The sequence below is a fragment of the Trebonia kvetii genome (assembly GCF_007827045.1).
In the GTDB taxonomy this organism is placed as follows: Bacteria; Actinomycetota; Actinomycetes; order Streptosporangiales; family Streptosporangiaceae; genus Trebonia; species Trebonia kvetii.
In genome coordinates, this window is sequence record NZ_RPFW01000010.1 from 118,265 (window position 1) to 137,700 (window position 19,436).

Below are 19,436 nucleotides of genomic sequence, written 5' to 3' on the forward strand. Positions count from 1 at the left end.
GTTCCTCATGTCCTCGGGAGCGTCACAGGCTAGCCCTGCGTGTCTCAAGGATCGCGGCCGTGCGCTCCGCGTCGTCCTCCATGCCGCGGTAGCGAACCTGCCGGAAGCTCCCCTTCACCGACACTATCTGCGCCGGCACACCCATCGCGACCCCGCGTGGCTGGACGTCTCGTATTACCAGGGTATTTGCCGAGACCGACGCGTCATTGCCAACGCTAACCGGGCCGGCTATCACGGCTCCTGGCCCTATCCAAACACGGTCGCCAATGGTGGGGACGTCCAAGACATCCACCGTCTCAAGCTCCCAGTCCGTGACCATGCTGGACTTCCCGATGGTCACGCTCTGCGCGATGTTGCAGTTCTCGCCGATATAGGCGGGTCCCACGATTATCGCGCCGAAGTGATTGATGAACAGGCCCGGGCCGATATGCGCGTGCGAGTCAATTTCTATGCCGACGGCGATCGCATACCAGCGGGATGCCAGCCAGAGTGCGCCATAGCTCAACTTTGTCGCGATGTTCGGCTCGGCGCCGTACAGAAGATGATGACATACCCGGTAAATCAAGATGGCGAGCAGGCCCGGGAACAGGAGAATGGTGCGCAGTCGCATCGCGACGCTGGTGCGCGCGTCACCGTACAAGGCAAAGAAATAGCGGGTCGTGTCGCGCCGCATGGCGGTGCGGAGGCTCCCCTGACATGAACACTTTGCCATGACCGGACTCGTCGTCACGCTTGTCCTTCCTGCCGGGCCGCGAGGCGAGCCGTCGTCCATTTGTACCCGACCGACTTGTCGCTCAGCCGCCTCCAATTTCAATCCGAGCCTTGAAGCGGGAACTGGCCACATAGTACCCGCCTGATCAGCCTGCACTGGGAGCAACCGGGCAAACAGGTAAGTCAGGAACTGTCGGCCAACGCGGGCGCGCGGCGATGAAGCATCTTCATTGCCGCCTATGGTTACGTTGCTTGGCGCTTGCAGTGGGGCGGTCACCGTCCGTGCCGTTCTCCTCCAGCGGCGTGGCTATGGAGAGGAGCGCGTCTACGCCCGCGCGCTGGCGGATACCGTAGCCCTCCTCGTCCTCACCGGGCAACTTGGGGAAGGAGCCGGTCGCGATGCGGATGGAACCCGTGACGGCAGGGAAGGAGCCGGTCCGCCACACCTCGGTGGCCACGTCAAGTGTGCTCCCACTCTCCGAGATGGCCAGTGAGGCGAGGGCGATGAGTGCGGAAAGTGAAATGCGCTGGCGGTCGATGTAGTTGTGCTCCAGAATCGGCTGGGCGGTGGTGGACGCGAGCGCGGGGAACTCACCGGTCGCTGCGCGCGTCTTGACGGCTGCGGCGCGCAGCACCGTGGGCGCGGTTGCGACTCCCTCGATTACCTGCATGATGAGGTAGCCGGCGGCGACGCCATTCAGGCCGTCCAGCTTGCCGCCAACCACGGCCGCCGCGGCATCGCAGAGGGCGGCTATGGACAAGACAATGGCGGCCTGTCTCACCCGGTGCGACGCCCGGCAAACCGCGATGTACTGGATCTTTGGAAGCGTAGGCAGATAGGTGAGGATCAGCAGCAGTAGGGGGATCGATGCCTGCTGCACGTAGCTCTGGCCGAAGATTTCAAGCAGCAGCCGGCTGCAGACGGCGAGCACGGCCATCGCCGGTAGCCCGATCATGAGGGACAGCCGCAGTGTGAAGCGGAGCTTCTGCGCGACGACGTCGGGAGAGGCGGAAGCTATCGCGAACAGGATGACAGAAAGGCTTGCTGGCACCATGAACAGGAAGTTGACGAGCATCCAGGCGACGTAGAACGACGCATTCGCCGACGGCGACACTACGATGGTCACCAGGACGGGCATGAGCTTGGGCGTTGTCATGATCGCGAGGTTCAGCCAGTTGTGCGTCATCGCGAGCCCGCCGAGCCTGCGCAGCAGTGCCCAGTCGGGTCGGTGCAGGATTCTGGAGCCGCCGCGCCTTAGCAGCACGAGGGCCGGCACCAGCGACAGCAGCATCCCTGCTACCCAGGCGAAGATGAGCCCCACGCCGAACGCGTCATGCAGGATGACCACCGCGACCGGCAGCAGCGCAAGCTTGACCGCTGACATCGCTAGGTTGCGTGTCAATTGCACGCCGCTGCGCAGCAGGCCGAGGGTGGCGTCGTCGAATACCACCGTCATCCCGACGAGCGCGACGCCTACGGCGAACAGCGCGACCCGGCCTGGCGTACCGCCAATCTGCGGGAAGCTGGCGCCGAACGCGTCGGCGACCACGGGGAAGCCAAGGCCGAGGACCAGCGAGCCGAGCCCGGAAACGATGATGCAGGCGATGGTCAGGCCACCTCTGCTGCGGCGCTTCGGCAGCTCGCCGATCAGCATCGTGCCCAGGCCGAACTCGCCTACCGTGCCGAGCAGCAGCATTGCCGATACTGCCGCAGCCCCGTACCCGACCTCCTCCTTGGTGTACACCCTCGCGGCGACGAACCAGTAGACGAAGCCGAAAAGAGAGTTGAGGCCTGTGGTTGCCGCCAGGCCGCTCGCGTTGCGCAACAGGTCCTGATTTCTCTGCAACGCGCCCCGTACGGCCCCCAATAGGCCGGTACGGGGGGAAACTGGCATACGACCAGAGTATCCGCTCGCCGCTGACCGCGGATCCGGACGACGAACGGCGGGGGCGCTGGTACTGCGCACGGTGAGACCCGCTGTGCCTCCGGCACACCAACTGGGCCGTCCCCACCCAACGAAAGCCGCGCCAAGGACCACTAGGTGACAGTCGACGGCAGACATCGGTCCCCGTGAAAAGTCAGAGCTAGAGGCGCGCTCATATGTCCGTTATGCCCTGCGCATCAGGCAGATGCTGATACGCTGCCGCAGGTCGTCAGAGCGGTCCCAGAGCCTGCTGTGGTAAGCCGGCCGCCCGCTGACAAAGAGGTGCCTTCTCCTCTCGAGCCACCTGAACCCTGGGAAGGTTAGAGCAAGCAGATGAGTTTCAGGAATACGGGGAGAGACGGCCCCGATGTCATCCTGGTCGACAGGATGTGCCTGACGACCGATTACCTGGCCCGTCAATTGGCGAGTCGGGGCGTACGTGTGCATTTGTTTACGCCAAGCCGCCGGTGGCCGCCGCCCGTTCTGCAGCCTGCTTATCCTTATAAGTCGCTGCTGAGAGGGCCACTCGGGAACCAGCCATCAGAGGAATTGGCGGCCCTGGTAGAAAGGGTCAACCCTGCATGCATCATCCCGGTAACTGAAGCAGCTCTGTACTGGCTGTGGAACCAGCCAGCACAGATCCAAGAACGATGCCTTCCCAATGTGTCGCCTGAGCATAGGCCCCTACTCCTCGACCGCGCACTGCTACTAGAGAAGGCGGCCGGCTGGGGGGTGGCGACTCCCGACGCGATTCCCCTCAATAGTCATGATGACTGCCTCACGGCAATAGCGACAGGGCTGCCGCTTATTGTCAAGTCGGGGCAGTCCGTCGCCTCCGAAGGCGTAGCCTTGTGCGGTACCGCCGACGAGGTCATCCGGGCATTCGACAAGTTCTCCTGCCGAGCCATTTCTGTCACTGCGCAACGTTATTACTTTGGTCCGACGTACCTGGCCGGCGCATTGTTCGTGCATGGCGAGGCGGCTCATTTCTATGCAGGCGAGAAGACGGGAGTATGGCCGCCGCTGATTGGGTACTCCTATCAGATTCAGTCCGCCGCAGAGCCATATCTGTCCATCTTGAAGCAGGACGCAGAAACCGTCTGCAAGAACCTGGAATGGACTGGACTGGCGTCGTTCGACTTCGTGCTTGACAAGGACCACAAATTTCGGTTTGTTGACTTTAACCCCCGCCTATGGGGCGCGGCTGGCGCCCTAAGCTCAGCAAAGGTGGATCTCTACGGGGGCATTGACCGATTGATACGCGGCAGTGACGTCGGTCCGCCAACCCGCTCTATTCCTGACATCACCCACCGCGTATTCCCGAAGTACACGCTCGAATCGTCAGAAATGAGCATGTGGCGACGGCTGATGGGTTTGCGCCACGCCCCCTTGGATGCCCCGTTCTTGGCGGCCAGCGAACTAGCTTATAAAACTGCTCTCAAGGCAGAGCAGCGCTGGAAGAGACGTGCTCAGGAGTCAATTCCCGGCTGATGCGAACTCAGGCTGCCTGCGGCTGAAGCGCCCCTCCGCGCAGGGATCTAGCTGCGGGTTCGCAGAAAGTTCTCTGCACGGGGATTTTTTAGCAGGGAACGCAGGGCCGCGCGGCTGTCTTGGCCTTCGGCTCACGCTTGGCGGCGCGTTGACCTCCGCGAGACAGACAACCTTGGGTGTTCAGGCTTGGTAAGGTCTTGAGGCTGAGGACTTTGAGTGCACTTGAGGTGACCTGGTGAAGGATGGCTGGCACAGGGAGGCTGAGCCCGCATATGGGCAAAATGCCCCGGCACCTCCATGGCGACCTCAAGAAGACGACCGTCGGTACGGGCCCCGCCCGGATCCTGGCATTGGCGGCCGGCCGCAGGAGCACGTCCGGCCGCAGGAGCGTGGCCCGTCGGCGGAACGGGACTGGACGCGGGACCGCGCGGTGCGTCACCCTGAAGCGCCTGAGCGTGGGGCACCGGGTCATGGCCGCACGCCCGCGGGCGAGGGCTGGAGTGACACCGGCTCCCGTGTTTCCTTCGGTCTTGCCAGTGTGGTCTGGCTTCTCACCGGTATAGGTTTCTGCCTCAACGCCGCCGCCATCGCCGAGTCATCACGAGGTAACGCAGCGCTAGGCGAGGGCCTCTTTTGGGTCTCTATTATCGTCCCGTTTGTCGTGCAGGCGGCCCTGCTGCTCGCAGCCCATCCGTCCCCGCGGCTCAGGCAGGTCATCGTCTGTCTCGTCGGGGTCTATCCGGCCCTGCTCTACCGGCTCACCAGCCCACTTGTCCTTGGCAATTACGACGAGCACCTTCACGAGCGCGCGCTATCCGACCTGCTGCACGGCAGCGGCCTCTTCGCTCCTAATCCGATGCTTCCTGTCGGACCGTACTACCCGGGCCTTGAACTCTTCACCGGCGCGCTGGTGCGTCTGACGGGAATGCCGCCCATCGTCGCCATGAACCTGGTGCCGATCCTGTGCCGGCTGCTGCTTGTCCTCTCGGTCTACTTCCTTGCCATTACCTTTTTGCGCTCGGACCGAGCTGCATCGCTTGTCGTCGTCTTCTACGCGACGTCCCCGCAGTTCTTCAACTTCAATTCTAAGTTCTCGTATCAGACGATCGCGCTCACCCTTGGCATGGGCGGGGTGGTGCTCCTGCGCCGGGCACAGTTCAAGCGGGCGCCGGCGGCACCCAGGCTCATGGCGCTTGCGACCATCGTTTTCCTTGCCACCGTCATTTCGCACCACCTGACCAGCTGGCTCTTCTTCGGCTTCCTTGTCATCTGGGCGGTGGTGTCACCGCGAGGACGGCGCAAGGTCGTCGCCCAGGTTGCCGCGGTGACCGGCCTCGCCATCGCCATCTGGACGGCGGCCATCTCCAGCAAGCTCTCCGGCTACCTGGGGCCGGTGTTCAGCGCTGCGCTGCACGAAGTGGCCGGGACCCTGGGCGGAACCAGCCAGGGCAGGGTGTTCAGCAGTTCAGGCGGCTACGTGACGCCGGAGTGGCAGAAGATGCTGCTATTCCTCTACGCGATCGTGTGTACGATCGCGGCACTCTGGTATGGCGGGCGGGTGCTGCTGCGCGGAATCCGCGAACGGCGCCTGCCGCTTGCTGTGCTCGGCGTCATGGCCATGGCCTATCCGGGGACGCTGGCCGCGCATTTCGTGCCCGCGGCCTCGGACATCGGTGACCGTGCCTCGACCTTCCTGTTCTTCTGGCTCGCATTGTGCGTTGCCTACGCGATAAGGAACGGCAGGTCGTCGCGGCAGTCGCGGTCGGGTACGCTATCGCGGCGGTTCGTCATCACGCTGACCACGATCGTGTCGCTGGCCTATTTTGGCGGCATCATCCTGGGATCAGGGCTCGCGGCTCTGATCCTGCCTGGTCCGTATGGTATCGAGGCGGGCGCGCGCAGTCAGGACGCGCAGACGCTCACGGCGGTGAAGTGGGCCTCCGAGCACATTCCGCCGGGAAGCCGTGTCGTGGCCGACCTCAACGCCGCGAACCTGCTGTCGAGCCAGGCCCGGCTGTGGCCGATCATTTCGCCCTCCGGCGGACTTGCGCCCGCGTACCTGTACTTCTCGGAAACCTGGGACACTTACCAGGCCGAGGTCGTGAAGAATTACGACATCCGCTACATCTACGTTGACGCGCGGCTCGCGGATGGCCTTCCCGTGCAGGGAATGTATTTCTATGCAGGCGAGATCTCGCCAGAGCAGCGCCTTAACGGCCTAGACCTGAGCAAGTTCGCTCACGTGCCCGGTCTCAAGGCCGCTTATCACCAGGGTCCGATCTCGATCTACAGCACAGCGGGGCTTGGCGTGCCCGCGATCCGCGACGGCTACACGGGCAATCGTTCGATCGGTTTCGGCACCATCGGCGACTTCGTCCTTGGCCTGATCCTTGCCGGGCTCATCTTCGCACTGCGCTCGCGGCTCCGCTGGATCGGCGCCGCCGCCAGGGACGCGGGTGGTGTCGGAGTTTCCGTGACCTTGATGGCGGTAACGATCCTGCTGTCTTCGGGGCTCTTCGAGCTCGGCCTCATGCCGGGGCCGGCCTTCACCGTGGGCGCCGTCTGCGCCGTGGCTGCCGGCGTCGTGATCAGCCGGTTCACCGCATCCCCGGTTCGGCTGCCAAGGTTTTTCAGCTTCAGGCAAATCGAGCCGATGAGCCTGATCGGGGTGGTGCTCGCGCTCGGCGGGATCCTGCTGGCCGTGAACGTGGCCTGGAATATGGACATCACGCAAGTGAATGAGTTGCTCAAGAACGTTTCCGGCTAGCTAAGAGCAATCAAGATCCCACAATCGGCGGTCGCGGGAGTGGGCTGCCCTTTAGGTTTGCTCTCATGGCTAGACCCAAGAAATCACTGCTATCCCTCCTTGCTGTGCTGTTTCTCGCCGGCTGTGCCAGCCGTGCCGCGGCCGCGATCCAGCCGATGGCGCTGACCGAGGTGAAAGCCCCGGCGGGAACGGCACCCGCGGCGCCGGCTGGCTGGACGAGGGTTTTCGCCGATGACTTCCCGGGCACTGCGGGCAAAGCGCCGTCCTCGGCCAACTGGTTTCATGACCTTGGCACCGGGTTCGGCGACGGCGCGGTACAGCAAGCCACGAATTCGACTAAGAACGCCTACCTGGACGGAAGCGGGCATCTTGTCCTGAAGGCGTTCCGTACCAGCAACGGAACGTGGCAGTCGGCCCGGCTGGAGAGCACGCGCGACGATTTCAAGGCGCCAGCAGGCGGCGAACTCAAGATGACGGCCTCGATCAGGCTGCCCTCCGCTGCGAACGCCCTCGGGTACTGGCCGGCGTTCGCGGCACTTGGCGCGCCGAACCGGACCGGCGGCAGCTGGCCGTCCACGGGCGAGATCGACATGATGGAAGCCATCAACGGCTGGCCTGGCGCCTCGCAGGCGCTGCACGACGCCGCGGGCAGCACTGGGCACTACCTGGTCTCCTGCGCGGGCGACTGCCGGTCGGGCTATCACACCTTCTCGGCGATCGTGAACAGGACCAAGACGAGTGCCGAGTACCTGCAGTTCCTCATCGACGGCAAGGTGATCCAGACGATCACCGAGGCAAAGGTGGGGGTGGCTGCCTGGCAGAAGGCCATCGACCACGGGTTCTACTTCGTACTCGACCTGACGCTCGGCGGGTCGTACCCCGATGGGGAGTGCAACTGCACCACCCCGACAAGCGCTACCACCTCGGGCGGTTCGATGAGCCTCGGGTATGTCGCCGTCTACGAGAAGGGCGGGAACTCCACCCCCACCGCCAAGGCGACCGCTGCCGGCCACATGACTGGCTACGAGGGCATGTGTCTCGCCAACCAGAATTCGCTGAACGTCGCGGGCAACCCGATCGCCCTGCGTTCCTGCGCCAGTCTCGCCGGCGAGCAGTGGTCCTTCTACTCCGACGGGACCCTACGTGTCCAGGGTGGTTGCCTCGACGACGTCAAGGGCACCACGTCGAGCGGCGCCTGGCTGGACTGGTATCCCTGTAATGGCACCGGCGATCAGGTTTGGACCCACAAGTCCAACGGCGAGTTCGTTAACCCGAGGACCGGGCTGTGCCTCGCCGATCCGCTTGGCAACACGTCTGCCCGGATCGTCATCGAGACCTGCAACGACGACGCGACCCAACGCTGGGCCATCTAGATTAAGTAGCTAGCCAGGCAAAACCAAGGCGCCCGGGTGCCGCTCTGCGAGCGGCACCCGGGCGCCTGACTGTGTGGAACCCTACCCGGCGGAACGCGTCAGGCCGGCGGCTGCCAGACCTTCACCGACTTGATCGCCATGTTGCCGGTGCAGATGCCCGGGCCCGTGCCCAGGCCAGCGGACGTTCCCGCCGCGGTGTCCGCGATGTTCATGATGAGGTACATGTCCTGCTGCGGAATGCCGGTCTTGGTGGTGAAGACCTGGACCCCGTCGATGAACCAGGTGAGCTGGGTTTTGGTCCAGTAAAGCCGGAACGTGTGCCAGCCCTTGGAAAGGTTGCCCGGCGTGTAGATGGGGCCGCCCTGACGAGCCCCCGTCTTCGGGTGCAGGTAGATCTTCGCGTTCAGGTCCGTGTTCCAGTGCTCAAGGATGTCTACCTCCGGCGGCCACTTGTGATTGGACGCCACGAGCCAGAGCGCGGGCCAAAGTTCCTTGTTATAGGGAATTCGCGCCGTGATCTGCACAAGGCCGTACTTGAAGTTGAAGCTCGGCGCGGTGGTAACCATGCCCGAACGGCACGCGTAGGTCTTCGGGTTGCCCTTGGAGTCCAGTCCCGCGGTCTTTGTCCGCTCCGCAAGCAAGTGCAGGATGCCGTCCTTGACCTCGATCTGCGAGGGCTGGTACCACTCCAGTTCGGAGCCGGTGCCGTAGTTAGTACAGCCCTGTCCGGGCTTCACCCACCAGTAGCAGGTCGCCCACACCTTGGTGTTGACCACACTGCCGGTGAAATTTGAGGAAAACGTCAGTTTCCAGTTCTTAGGCATCGTGAACTGAGGCGATGGAGCCAGGGAGGCCGCCTGCGGTCTGCCGTCGCTCGATGCGAATCCCTTAGCGACGAGGCCAGTAACGACGAGGACCGCAGCGGCAAGGGCGGCAGTCAGCGCTATCAGCACGGTCCGTGTCCGACTGCGCTGACGCCTCTGGGTGAAGCTATGCCGACTTGTCATGTCATCGAGCTGCAAGAGGTCTTCCAAGCACTAGACGCCAGCGGGGAAGTATGTCGCCTATGTGAGGCAGGATGCTAGCATATCCGGCCTGGCCAGCTTGATCGGTTACGTTCCCCGTCCTGACCTGCGGCGATAGGCAAATCTGTCCGGTTTGATCGCGGAATGGTGGTGGACTAAGCCGACGGGATGGTGCACGCGGCGGCCGCCGTTCCGGCCCTGCGGCAACGACCACGGATGCACAGCCGACGCTCGCGCCCAACCGGGCGTAACGCCGTGACAGCATCGTCTTCTCCTTGTAGCCCCACTTTGCGCCCCCGGTAACAGGTCGCCAGCTTAGACCAACAAGCACAGATGTAGCCGGCTTATGGCGGCAAATGTGCACCCAACCGTGACGGTGCGCCCGCCGGCGACCGCCTCGGCTACTGCTGCGCGGCGGCGATCTCTGGCACCTGAACGGGCTTGTGAGGACGCAATAGCCGGAGCCTGTGCGGGGGTATAGCGATGCAGCACGACAAGGCTGCCACGTAGCACCAGTACGGCACCTCAGCGGACATGCCGGTCACCGGCCACCAGAAGGCCATGGGTGCTGTCGCGATATCCCGCACGAAGTGCGCCGCGACACCCCATGCGGTGCCGCTCAGGATGAGTTCTGCGGTCGCGGGCCGGAGACGTCCCGAGCGGACCGCGCGGAACCGGGCGGCCGCCCAGGCAACGGTGAGCACGATTACCACCCACAGCGCATGGGTATACGGCCTTGGCGTGCCGTCCGTCAGGACGTAGCTGCCGAACTCGGCCGGCAGGTGATCCACGTCGACGGCCCATGAGCAGGTCAGCATCATCAGGCCGAACCGCGGGTCGGGCAGCGTGCCGCGCCACCTGATGAGGGCGCCCAGGATGACGAGTGCGGTAGCCACATGAGCCGGCTCGTCGAGCAGGCCGCGCATGGCGAAGTTCATGCCATGCCACCCGCTCACCAGGTCGGTCGCGAAAGCGTAGCAGGCAAGGACGACGCCGGCCAGGCGCTTCCCGGCAAGTCCGCCAATCTGCCGGTACGCGCGATTCAGGACTCTTGATGCCGCGCCCGCATTAATCCCTGTACCCGCCGCCACGCGCCGAGCATAGCCGCAGGGGCGCGTGGGGCATGCTATCCCCCCAGCCGCCGTGTGAAGCCCGGCGGGATCACCAGGTCCTCTGGCGAAAGCTCGCCGATCGAGGAATGCCCGAGCCCGAGCAGGCACGCGTCGATGCCTGAGCGCATCACGTCGAGCACGTTCTCCACCCCTGCCTGGCCGTTCGCGGCCAGGCCCCACAGGTATGCCCGTCCGATCATCACGGCCTTGGCGCCAAGGGCGAGGGCCTTCACCACGTCACCGCCGCGGCGGACGCCGCCGTCGAGCAGCACCTCCACCTGGTCGCCAACGGCGCGCGCGATGTCGGGCAGAATCCGGATGGTTGCCGGTGTTCCGTCGAGGTTGTTCCCGCCGTGGTTGGAGACCGAGATCGCGGATACTCCGGCATCCACGGCCCGCTTGGCGTCGTCGATCCTGGTGACGCCCTTGAGCATGAAGGGGCCGTCCCACTGCGCGCGCAGCCATGCGACGTCGTCCCAGGAGGGCGGCGGCGTCTGCATCCACTGTCCGTAGGCGCCGAAGAACGTCGGCGCGGGCGCCCCGCCAACCGGCAGGTTCGGCACGGTCAGCGCGGGGATCGCGCCGGACCGCAGCCAGCCGTACAGCCAGGCGGGACGGGACAGCGCCGCCGGCACCTGCCGGACCATTTCTTGTAGCGTCATCTTCTCCGGGATCCGCGGCGAGCCCCAGTCCCGGCCGAACGAGAAGGACCAGTCAAGCGTCACGATGACGCCGACGGCCCCCGCGGCACGCGCCCGCTCCATGCGGGCGGCCATGTCGTCGCGTGAGCCCACCCAGTACATCTGGAAGAACGTCTTCGGGTTGGCGGCGGTCACTTCCTCGATCGGCTTGGACGCGAACGAGGACAGCCCCATGGCCGTGCCGCGCGCGGCGGCGGCGCGGGCCACCGCGACCTCGCCATCCGGGTGCACGGCCTGCACCCCGGTCGGCGAGATCAGCACGGGAAGCGAGATCTGCTGGCCCATGACCGTGGTGGACATCTCCCGGGTCGCGGGCAGGCCCGCCACGTGCGGAGCGAACCCAAGCTCCGCGAACGCGTCGACATTGTCCCGGATGGTCGTCCCCGCCTCGGCGCCGGCGATCAGCGCGCCGTATACGGGCGCGGGCAGGCGCCTCTTGGCTCGCCGCTGTGCCACCGCGACGGTCTCGAACCACTTGTTGGCCATGGTGGTCTCACTGCCTTCCTTATCAGAGCGCGCCCTCGGCCGCCCGCCGGGCCGGGTGCGGAGTAAGGGACCTCGCGCCCGACAGCAGCACTACCCGCCAGTCACGAGCCGGAATCCGGGGGCGCCGGCTCATCTAGGGATTATGGCACTCGGTGACTTAATAGTCGATGCTACCCATCGTCACAGTTCAGTGCAACGGCGAAGATCCGCAGGTGGCTGGCTACTTGGACGGCTGGGGAATGGCCACTGGGTGCCCGGTCGCGTGCCAGACGGCGACTGCCAGTCCGGCGGCGAGCACCGGGAAGACGATCCAGGTCTCGCAGAGCTTCGCCGTCGTGATCTGGAGCGGACGCGGCAGCAGGTGGAACTCGTGCATGCTGGCCGGCCAGAAGAGCGGGCACCCGCCGTGGGTCAGTTCGTCACCAGCGATGTGCGCCGCGCAGCCGAGTGCGGTGACTGTGGCGAGCAGCGGCACATGCCAGGACCCCACGGACAGCTGAGCCAGGTCGGCGCCCGTGTAGCAGGTGATCACCGCGGCGGCGATGCCGAGCAGGTCGCCGTGATGACCGCCGATGTGCAGTGCGCGCAGCGCCGACGAGTACAGCAGTGCGAGTATCAGGGCGGCGGGCACGAGATGCCAGGAGAACACTAGGTGGCCGTTGAGTGCCGACTTCGGCTCGGAAAGCTGGTAGAGCCCCGCGCCGAATGCTCCGGCGGTGAACGCGGCAATGCCAAGCAGGCTGTGCGTGCCGTGCCGGTGCCCGCCGGAGAGCCGGTCAACCAGCCAGGCGAACCATTCCGTCAGGAACCCGAACGACCGGGAGATCGTCGAGTCGGGGTGATCGATATCCGGCAGTACGCCCGCGCCCGCGGCGAGGACTACCCCGGCTGCCAGGTGCGCCTCCGTGACGTGCAGCGATGGCGCGAGGGCCGCGAAGACGACCGCGCCGCTCAGCGCGTGATCCCTGCCCAGCATCGGCGACGGACTCCCAGCTGACGGATGCGGATGATTGTCCGGATAAGCCTCTCACGGGGGCGTCACGGTGATGGTGGAGGCGCGCGGCAGCCTTCCAGTTCGGTTACCGTCTTGTGAAATTGCGACTCCCGGGCCCGCCCGGCCAGTACCGTAGCGTCCGGAAAGCCCTATTTCTCCACTTACTAACAGGAGTTCCCTCATGCCCACGCTGCAGGAGCTGTTCCTTAACGACGAGAACTTCCCGCGCCTTGTCGCCGACGCCCAGGCGCTCGTCGACAGCGAGCTCGCCAGCAAGGGCGGCATCTCAGGGACCGCGGTCAAGGCCGCGTACAAGGCGGTTACCGCCTTCGCGCCCGGCTACTACCAGGAGACGCTTAGCAGCATGCTCCCCGAGATGATCGCGCAGCTCCAGCCCTACTGGGCGGACTTCGGCGCGTCCGGCAGCGCGGACTTTGGCGACTACCTGGCCAAGCGCGGCGAAGAGGTGTCTGAATCGCTGCTATCCGTGACCGACAACATGGCGCAACTCTCCGGGCGCGCGGCGGTCGTCAAGGCGTACCAGATGGTGCGCGGTGGCGCGGGCAAGAACATCGACGCCGCGCTTCCCGCCCTGGGTGCCATGGTGCAGAAGTACGCCTGACGTTCTGCAAGCCGCGCCCGCGGAAAGCCGTAACATGACGGTTTTCGCGGGCGTCGTGCTTGCCGGGGACGCCAGCAGTCAAATCGATTTTCTGAAGATGTGATCAGGGCACCGTCGGCAGCCAGCGGCCGGCTACCTTGCGGCGAATTTTCCGAGCCGCATTTCCCGCTCGCCGTAAACTCTCGGTCACAATGGCGCGTCATCTAAGTGCATAAGTATGAAACCGATCTAGGGTGTAGTGATTTCGGGGACTATGGGGTGGGGGACTATGAGCATTCGAAGATTGTCCCAGCGTGGGCGCAAGCAGGCACTATGCGCGGGAGCCGGCGTGACGCTCGCAGTCTTGGCGGCAGCGGCGTTGCCTGGCGCGGCCGGTGCGGCCACGAGCGCACCGAGCGACAGCACGCCGGTCACTCTCTCGGCGTCGCCGCTTGGCGTGGATATCGCGCCCTGGGATCCCGTCTATTCCACTACCGCCAACTTTAACGCGGTCCAGCCGCTGCTCAAGGCGGCCGGCTTCAACGAGATCCACTACAGCGGCGGGGTGACCGCAGACCAGTACGACTGGCAGACCGACACCGACCTCAGCAATTGCCCCGCCGGCCAAACGTTTGCCGACTTCAGCGCGGCCTGCGTGACCAGTGACGCGCTCGACTTCTCCCTGCTCTCCCAGCATGCGCGTGACCTCGGTGCGCAGACGTTCGCGACCGTCAACTACGGCACGGGAACGCCCGATCTGGCCGCGGCGTGGGTGGCGCAGGCGGCGGCAACCCCTGGCCAGCAGGTCTCCGACTGGGAGATCGGCAACGAGAGCTACGGGTGCTGGATGGAAGACGAGTGGCTTGCCGATCCTCCGGCGAATATCGCTGACTACGTGCCGAACGGGCCCTGCCCGACAACTGCGGTGATGGCGAACTCCTACGCAGTGCACGCCGGCGACTACATGACCGCCATGAAGGCCGCAGACCCGAACGCGCAGATCGGGGTGCCCTGGGCGTTCGACAACGGGGTCGGGGGAGCGGCCGTGGCAAACAACACCACATGGAACGACACCATTCTTCAGGCGGACGGGGCGGACATCAGTTTCGTGGACGCGCACTGGTACCCGTTCAGCTTCGGCGGCAACACTGATCCCGCGGGGAAGAAGAACCCGTCGGACCAGCAGGTGATCCAGTCGGTGATGCAGATTCCATCCGAGTACGCCAAGATCCGGGGCACGCTCAACACCTACGACCCGGGCGCGCAGGTCATCATTGGCGAGACAGGCGTCAGCTTCCTGGAGACGGGCGTACCCTGCCTTCCCGCGGGCGCGCTGTTCGCGGCGGGCGACGTGCTGTCCTGGCTGGCGGCGGGCGCCCAGAGCGTCAACTGGTGGCCGCTGGACACGAACACCAACCTGGACTACACGGGGACGAGCAACTGCCAGCAAGACGAGGCTATGTTCACCAACCCGCGCAATCCGGCCACCGCCAGCCCGCGGCCGCTCACGCCGTACGTCGGTTACCTCCTCGCCTCCGCACTGGCCAAGCCCGGTGCGCAGCTCTCGGAGCTTTCACAGCAGGGCGACGTGCTCAGGTTCCAGTCGGTGCTGCCCGGCGGCAAGGTCGCCGTGGCCCTCATCAACACCAACACAGGGAGTGCCAAGACGGCCACGGCCGGCTCGTCGTTGAGCCCGTATCTGACGGTGCAGACCTACAGCGCAGGCAACCAGAACTCGACGAACACCAAGATCGCGACGACCGCGACCACGGCCGCTGCGATTGCCAGCGGGATCACGCTCCCGGCCGAGTCGATTGTCGTGCTGACCCAGCGCACCCCCAAGCCGAGCGGCATGTCGCTGACCGCGACCAGTGCCACGGTGAAGGCCGGGACCAAGGTGACGCTCACTGGCAACCTCACCCTGAACGGCGCAGCCGCGCCGGCTGGGGTTTCTGTGAAGGTCAACCGCCAGGTCGGCGGCCGGACCCAGGCGACGCTGACCGTGAAGACGGCGGCCGGCGGCGGCTTCACGGTGACCGACATCCCACCGGCCACCGGCAGCTATACCTACGCCGCCAGTTACGTGAGCAACACCTACCTGCCCGCCACGGCGAACCACGCCGTGACGGTGACCGCCGCCAAGCCGGCGCTGAAGCTGGCAGCGTCGGCCAAGTCGGTGAAGCCGGGCACGAAGGTGACGGTGACCGCGAGTCTGGGTGCCCCGCACGTCAACAAGACGCTTGTCATCTACGCGCAGGTCAAGGGCGGCGCTAAGAAGGTCATCAAGCGCGCGACGGTCAACGCCAAGGGACAGCTCTCTGTCGTCTTCACCGTCAAGGCGAACACCACCTTCACGGTGACCTTCGCGGGTGACACCTGGTACACCGCGGGGAGCGCGGCCGCGGCCGTGAAGGCATAGCAGGCACCTCTTAGTAGACGACGTACCCGACCGCGGCCTTGCCGGCGTCATTGCGGCGCACCGAGACGACACCGGTCTTGGCCGGGTTGGGGAAGGCGAGGACCGCGAGTCCCTTCGAGCCGTCGAGTATCACATCCGGGTGGACATGCCACTGCGTGTCATAGAAGGCCACGCGGAGCCGGGCGACCGGCACGTTCTGGGCGTGATTGTCGATCGCGAACGCGACCTGATGAGCCGTTCCCGGCGGCACGGCGATCACGGTGAAAACCCCATGACCGGTGTTGAGCTGGCCTGACTGCAATTCAGCCTCCGTGACGGTCGGGTCCTTGGCGGTGGTCGTGAAGAAGGTGTCGAGCAGCAGCGACTGATCAAGGTTGAGGCCCATGGCGGTTGAGGTCCATTGCGTGCCGTCCGCGTCGATGCTGAGCTGACCGCAGCTGCGCGGGCCGCAGATGTGCTCGCCGAGACCGTAGTGCGCGCTCCACAGCCGCGTCTTCGCGCGGGCGATGCCTGCCTGGCTGAGAACAGGCAGGATCTCGTCGTTCATGGTGGACGCGCTGGCGTAGATCACCGGCCGCTTGATGCCCCCGGCGACCTGCCGCGCATGCCAGCCGGGTATGTCGGACGGGACTGCAGCCCCCGGCTCGACGTCGAGACAATCGGCGTTGTTTGCTGCGAACAGCGCGATCGACAGGTGCTGCGCCTTGGGGAACGTGCTCACGATGTAGGCGTAATTGGGCTGATCGCCCAGGCCGCCATCGACATATGCCGCATAGGCGGCGGCACCGGCAGGAAACTGGTCGTTCTGCGCGGTGTCGAACATAGTTATCCCAGCCACCCCAAGAAGGTAACCCTTCCGGCGGGATGCGGCGCGCCACTTTGATCATCACGGGGTAAAGCGTGACGAATGCGGCTAATGAAACGGCGCGGGCCGCCGCCCGCCGATAGGCGGCCCGCGGCCCGCGCCGGGTGAACCGAATGTCAGCTGGCCGCGTGGCCGCAATTGGCGCAGAACCGCGCCGCGCCGGGCAGTTCCGTTCCGCATTCCGTGCAATGCTTGACCGCGGGGGCCATCGCGGTGCCGCAGCTCATGCAGAATTTGGCGCCCGCCGGGTTCGGCGTCGAGCACGAGGCGCACGCGGCACCGCCGGCGGCCGCCGGAGCCGGAGTCGGTGCGGGAGGCGGCGCCTGCGGCGCCGGACGCTGCTGCTGTTGCTGCTGCATGGCCCCGGCCATCATTCCCGGCAGCGCGAAGCCGGCCGCGAGGAACGCACCGTCGGTCGCCCCGCCGCCCTGGGCCATGCCCTGGCCGGCGCCGAGCGCCATCTCGCCGGCCGCGTACTGCTGGAAGCCGCCGGCCAGCTGCGAGTACGAGGTGTCCTTGGCGAGCTGCTTGAGCTGCTTGGCGTCCTCTTCTGCCAGGTTGATGTCAAAGTTGCCCATCCGGGTCAGCGCGATCCCGTACGCCTCGAGCTGCCCGTTCGCCGACGTGATCGCGGCCTGCTCGATCTCGGGTGAGTGCACCGACAGGCCGAGGATCGGCCAGCCGTTGGCGACAACCTGCGTCGTGACATTGGTGCGCAGCACCTTGAGCAGCTGCTCGCTTACCCAGCCGGCGATCCGGTCGTTGTCGGTCACGTCGACCGTGGCGGTCAAGTTGGTGATCAGCCGCGCCGGGTCGATGACGCGCAGCGCGTACTCGCCGAACACGCGCAGCGTCACCACAAGCCCAGTGCGGGGGTCCTGGACATCGTCGACGCGCCCGCCGAAGCGATAGCCGGTGTACTCGCGGGTGCCGACGAAGTACAACTCGGCGCGGTAGGCATTACCGCCGGTGGCGAAGTCGACGATCGCGCCGAGGCCCGGCAGCTCGTCGGCGTCGATCGGGTGGCGCCCAGGCCCCATGGTCTGCACGACCTGGCCGGTATTGACGAACATCGCCACTTCGTCGGCGTTGACGATCGCATGCGTGAAGCGACGGATCGTGACATCGGGCCACTTGAAGACGATCTGGCCCTTCTTGTCATCAGGTACCGCGATGAATTCCCGCGAGAACAGTGCCATAGACGAAACGATACAGCTAAGGACAAAGTAAAGCCTTACCGGCGCCGAACTGCTATGTTTTCGTGCCGTGGAAGCAATCCAGTGCGGGTGGTGTCAGGCACAGAATCAGCCAGGAACCACCACATGTATGACATGCGGTGCGCCGCTTGACGTTCGAGACAAAGTAAGCGACTCCGGCTGGCGCGAGGCGCCCCGGCTGCGCGACATGACCGAGTTCCGTTTCTCGGCGAGCACGTGCCAGGTGGAAGGCGAACTGGTTCCTGTCGCCGAGATCGCTCTTGCTCCCCAGGACGGCGTGTACTTCGAGCACCACATCCTGTTGTGGAAGGACGAGTCGGTCCCGCTCTCGTCCATGCAAACGAATGGCCCGCGGCGCACCCTCGGGGGCATGCCGCACATCGTGACGGTCGCCAACGGCCCCGGCCGGATCGCGTTCTCCAGGGACGCGCCGGGCGAGCTCGTGGTCCTGCCGCTGCACCCCACCATGGAAATCGACGTCCGCGAGCACGCATTCCTGCTTGCCTCGCACTCCATCCAGTACTCCTTTATCCGGATCAAGGGCCTGGCCAACATGCTGCACGGCGGCAACGGCATGTTCATGGACCGGTTCGTCACGGCCCAGTACCCCGGACTGCTGCTGCTGCACGGCAACGGCAACGTCCTCGAGCGGACGCTCCGCCCCGGCGAGAAGATTATGGTCGAGCCAGGCGGCTTCCTCTACAAGGACTCCTCGGTCACCATGAACACGGTGCAGATGCCGCTGAAGACCGGGATGTTCGGACGGCACAGCCTGTACCTCGCCGAGATGGTCGGCCCTGGACGTGTCGGCATCCAGTCGATGTACCATCACCACGGCTCTGGCGAGTAGCCGGCGATGAACACCTACGTGTGCCGATACTGCAGGCAGCCGAGCGATCCAAGTGCGATGACCTGCCCGCTGTGCGGCGCCCCTGTCGACATCAGGGAGATGGTCACCGACTCGGGCTGGGTGAAGCAGCCGCCGATCAGGGACATGGCCAAGCTCCAGTTCGGGCAGTCGCACTGCCAGATCGCGGGCACGACGGTCCCGGTCGCCGAGTTCAACCTCACGCAGAACGAGATGATCTATTTCTCGCATCATGTGCTGCTGTGGGCGGACCCGGCCACCCGGATGCAGAACATGTCGCTGCGCGGCGGCTGGAAGCGCATGATGGCGGGGCTGCCGCTGATCATGCTCGAGGCGCACGGCCCTGGGCACATCGCGCTGTCGGACAATCACGCGGGCGAGGTCATCGGGCTGCCGCTGCAGCACGGTCAGCAGATCTGGGTCAAGGAGCACCGGTTCCTCACCGCGACGGGCAACGTCCGCTACGACTGGGGCGACAACGACGTCTGGTACATCACGGGCGACTCAGACGAGCAGGAGTGGCACTACCCCATGGGTCAGTACGGCGACATCTTCACCGCCGCCGACCGGCCGGGCCTGCTGCTGCTGCACGCGAAGGGCAACGTCTTCATCCGTGACCTCGGGCAGGGCGAGTCGCTGACCATCCAGCCGAGTTCGCTGGTGTACCGGGACACATCAGTCCGGGTTCACCTGCACCTGGAGTACCCGAGGAACATGGGTTTCTCCTTCTGGCGGAACAACTGGGACTACCGCAACATCATGGTCCGGCTGACCGGTCCTGGCCGCGTCGCGGTGCAGTCCATCTTCGAACGGCCCGAAGGCATGGAATCCATCAGGAATCACTCGTACGCGACCCGCCGTCGCTGGTAGACCAGCCTCAG

General features: G+C 65.4%; 15 protein-coding genes. 7 read left to right on the top strand and 8 right to left on the bottom strand.

The window, feature by feature from the left end:
* Positions 1 to 22: 22 nt before the first annotated feature.
* Positions 23 to 673: a serine O-acetyltransferase gene (locus EAS64_RS38980; RefSeq protein ID WP_187366498.1), complete on the bottom strand. Its 651-nt coding sequence runs from the start codon at positions 671 to 673 to the stop codon at positions 23 to 25.
* A 265-nt stretch (positions 674 to 938) separates the two neighbouring features.
* Entirely contained in the window at positions 939 to 2,606 is a 1,668-nt protein-coding gene (locus tag EAS64_RS38985) for a lipopolysaccharide biosynthesis protein (protein ID WP_187366499.1), read from the bottom strand.
* Between the two features lie 363 nt (positions 2,607 to 2,969).
* Between EAS64_RS38985 and EAS64_RS38990 the strand changes: the two genes are divergently transcribed.
* The 3 genes from EAS64_RS38990 (at position 2,970) to EAS64_RS39000 (ending at position 8,267) form a co-directional block, all read left to right on the top strand.
* Positions 2,970 to 4,127, top strand: coding sequence for a hypothetical protein (locus EAS64_RS38990; protein ID WP_145861601.1), 1,158 nt, complete (start codon positions 2,970 to 2,972; stop codon positions 4,125 to 4,127).
* A gap of 235 nt (positions 4,128 to 4,362) precedes the next feature.
* Positions 4,363 to 6,894: a putative glycosyltransferase family protein gene (locus tag EAS64_RS38995; protein ID WP_145861603.1), complete on the top strand. Its 2,532-nt coding sequence runs from the start codon at positions 4,363 to 4,365 to the stop codon at positions 6,892 to 6,894.
* A 65-nt stretch (positions 6,895 to 6,959) separates the two neighbouring features.
* Positions 6,960 to 8,267 (top strand): ricin-type beta-trefoil lectin domain protein, encoded by a 1,308-nt coding sequence (locus tag EAS64_RS39000; protein WP_145861605.1) that lies wholly within the window; start codon positions 6,960 to 6,962, stop codon positions 8,265 to 8,267.
* Between the two features lie 98 nt (positions 8,268 to 8,365).
* On the opposite strand, the gene EAS64_RS39005 is transcribed toward EAS64_RS39000, so the two are convergent.
* The 4 genes from EAS64_RS39005 to EAS64_RS39020 form a co-directional block, all read right to left on the bottom strand.
* Complete coding sequence (locus tag EAS64_RS39005; RefSeq protein WP_145861607.1) at positions 8,366 to 9,274, bottom strand: glycoside hydrolase family 16 protein; 909 nt, start codon at positions 9,272 to 9,274, stop codon at positions 8,366 to 8,368.
* Positions 9,275 to 9,693: 419 nt separating this feature from the next.
* Complete coding sequence (locus EAS64_RS39010; protein ID WP_145861609.1) at positions 9,694 to 10,383, bottom strand: hypothetical protein; 690 nt, start codon at positions 10,381 to 10,383, stop codon at positions 9,694 to 9,696.
* Between the two features lie 35 nt (positions 10,384 to 10,418).
* Positions 10,419 to 11,591 carry a pre-mycofactocin synthase MftD gene (gene mftD, locus EAS64_RS39015; RefSeq protein ID WP_145861611.1) on the bottom strand — a complete coding sequence of 391 codons (1,173 nt, stop codon included), beginning with the start codon at positions 11,589 to 11,591 and terminating at the stop codon, positions 10,419 to 10,421.
* Between the two features lie 220 nt (positions 11,592 to 11,811).
* On the bottom strand, positions 11,812 to 12,567 hold the full coding sequence (locus EAS64_RS39020; protein WP_145861613.1) for a metal-dependent hydrolase: 756 nt from the start codon (positions 12,565 to 12,567) through the stop codon (positions 11,812 to 11,814).
* 199 nt (positions 12,568 to 12,766) lie between these two features.
* Here EAS64_RS39020 and EAS64_RS39025 point away from each other — a divergent pair, with 199 nt between their 5' ends.
* Together EAS64_RS39025 and EAS64_RS39030 are read left to right on the top strand one after the other, a co-directional pair.
* Positions 12,767 to 13,207 carry a DUF6918 family protein gene (locus EAS64_RS39025; protein ID WP_145861614.1) on the top strand — a complete coding sequence of 147 codons (441 nt, stop codon included), beginning with the start codon at positions 12,767 to 12,769 and terminating at the stop codon, positions 13,205 to 13,207.
* A gap of 328 nt (positions 13,208 to 13,535) precedes the next feature.
* Positions 13,536 to 15,605, top strand: coding sequence for a hypothetical protein (locus EAS64_RS39030; RefSeq protein WP_145861616.1), 2,070 nt, complete (start codon positions 13,536 to 13,538; stop codon positions 15,603 to 15,605).
* Positions 15,606 to 15,615: 10 nt separating this feature from the next.
* Here the strand turns inward: EAS64_RS39030 and EAS64_RS39035 are convergent, their stop codons facing one another.
* The gene (locus tag EAS64_RS39035; protein ID WP_145861618.1) at positions 15,616 to 16,443 is read right to left on the bottom strand and encodes a hypothetical protein; all 828 of its coding nucleotides are present in this window, start codon (positions 16,441 to 16,443) and stop codon (positions 15,616 to 15,618) included.
* A 143-nt stretch (positions 16,444 to 16,586) separates the two neighbouring features.
* Positions 16,587 to 17,669, bottom strand: a complete 1,083-nt coding sequence (locus EAS64_RS39040) for an SPFH domain-containing protein (RefSeq protein ID WP_145861620.1) — start codon at positions 17,667 to 17,669, stop codon at positions 16,587 to 16,589.
* A 127-nt stretch (positions 17,670 to 17,796) separates the two neighbouring features.
* Here EAS64_RS39040 and EAS64_RS39045 point away from each other — a divergent pair, with 127 nt between their 5' ends.
* Both EAS64_RS39045 and EAS64_RS39050 read left to right on the top strand, forming a co-directional pair.
* Positions 17,797 to 18,537 (top strand): AIM24 family protein, encoded by a 741-nt coding sequence (locus tag EAS64_RS39045; protein ID WP_145861621.1) that lies wholly within the window; start codon positions 17,797 to 17,799, stop codon positions 18,535 to 18,537.
* Between the two features lie 57 nt (positions 18,538 to 18,594).
* A complete protein-coding gene (locus EAS64_RS39050; protein ID WP_187366501.1) occupies positions 18,595 to 19,425 on the top strand; it encodes an AIM24 family protein in 831 nt (276 codons plus the stop codon).
* Positions 19,426 to 19,436 lie beyond the last annotated feature (11 nt).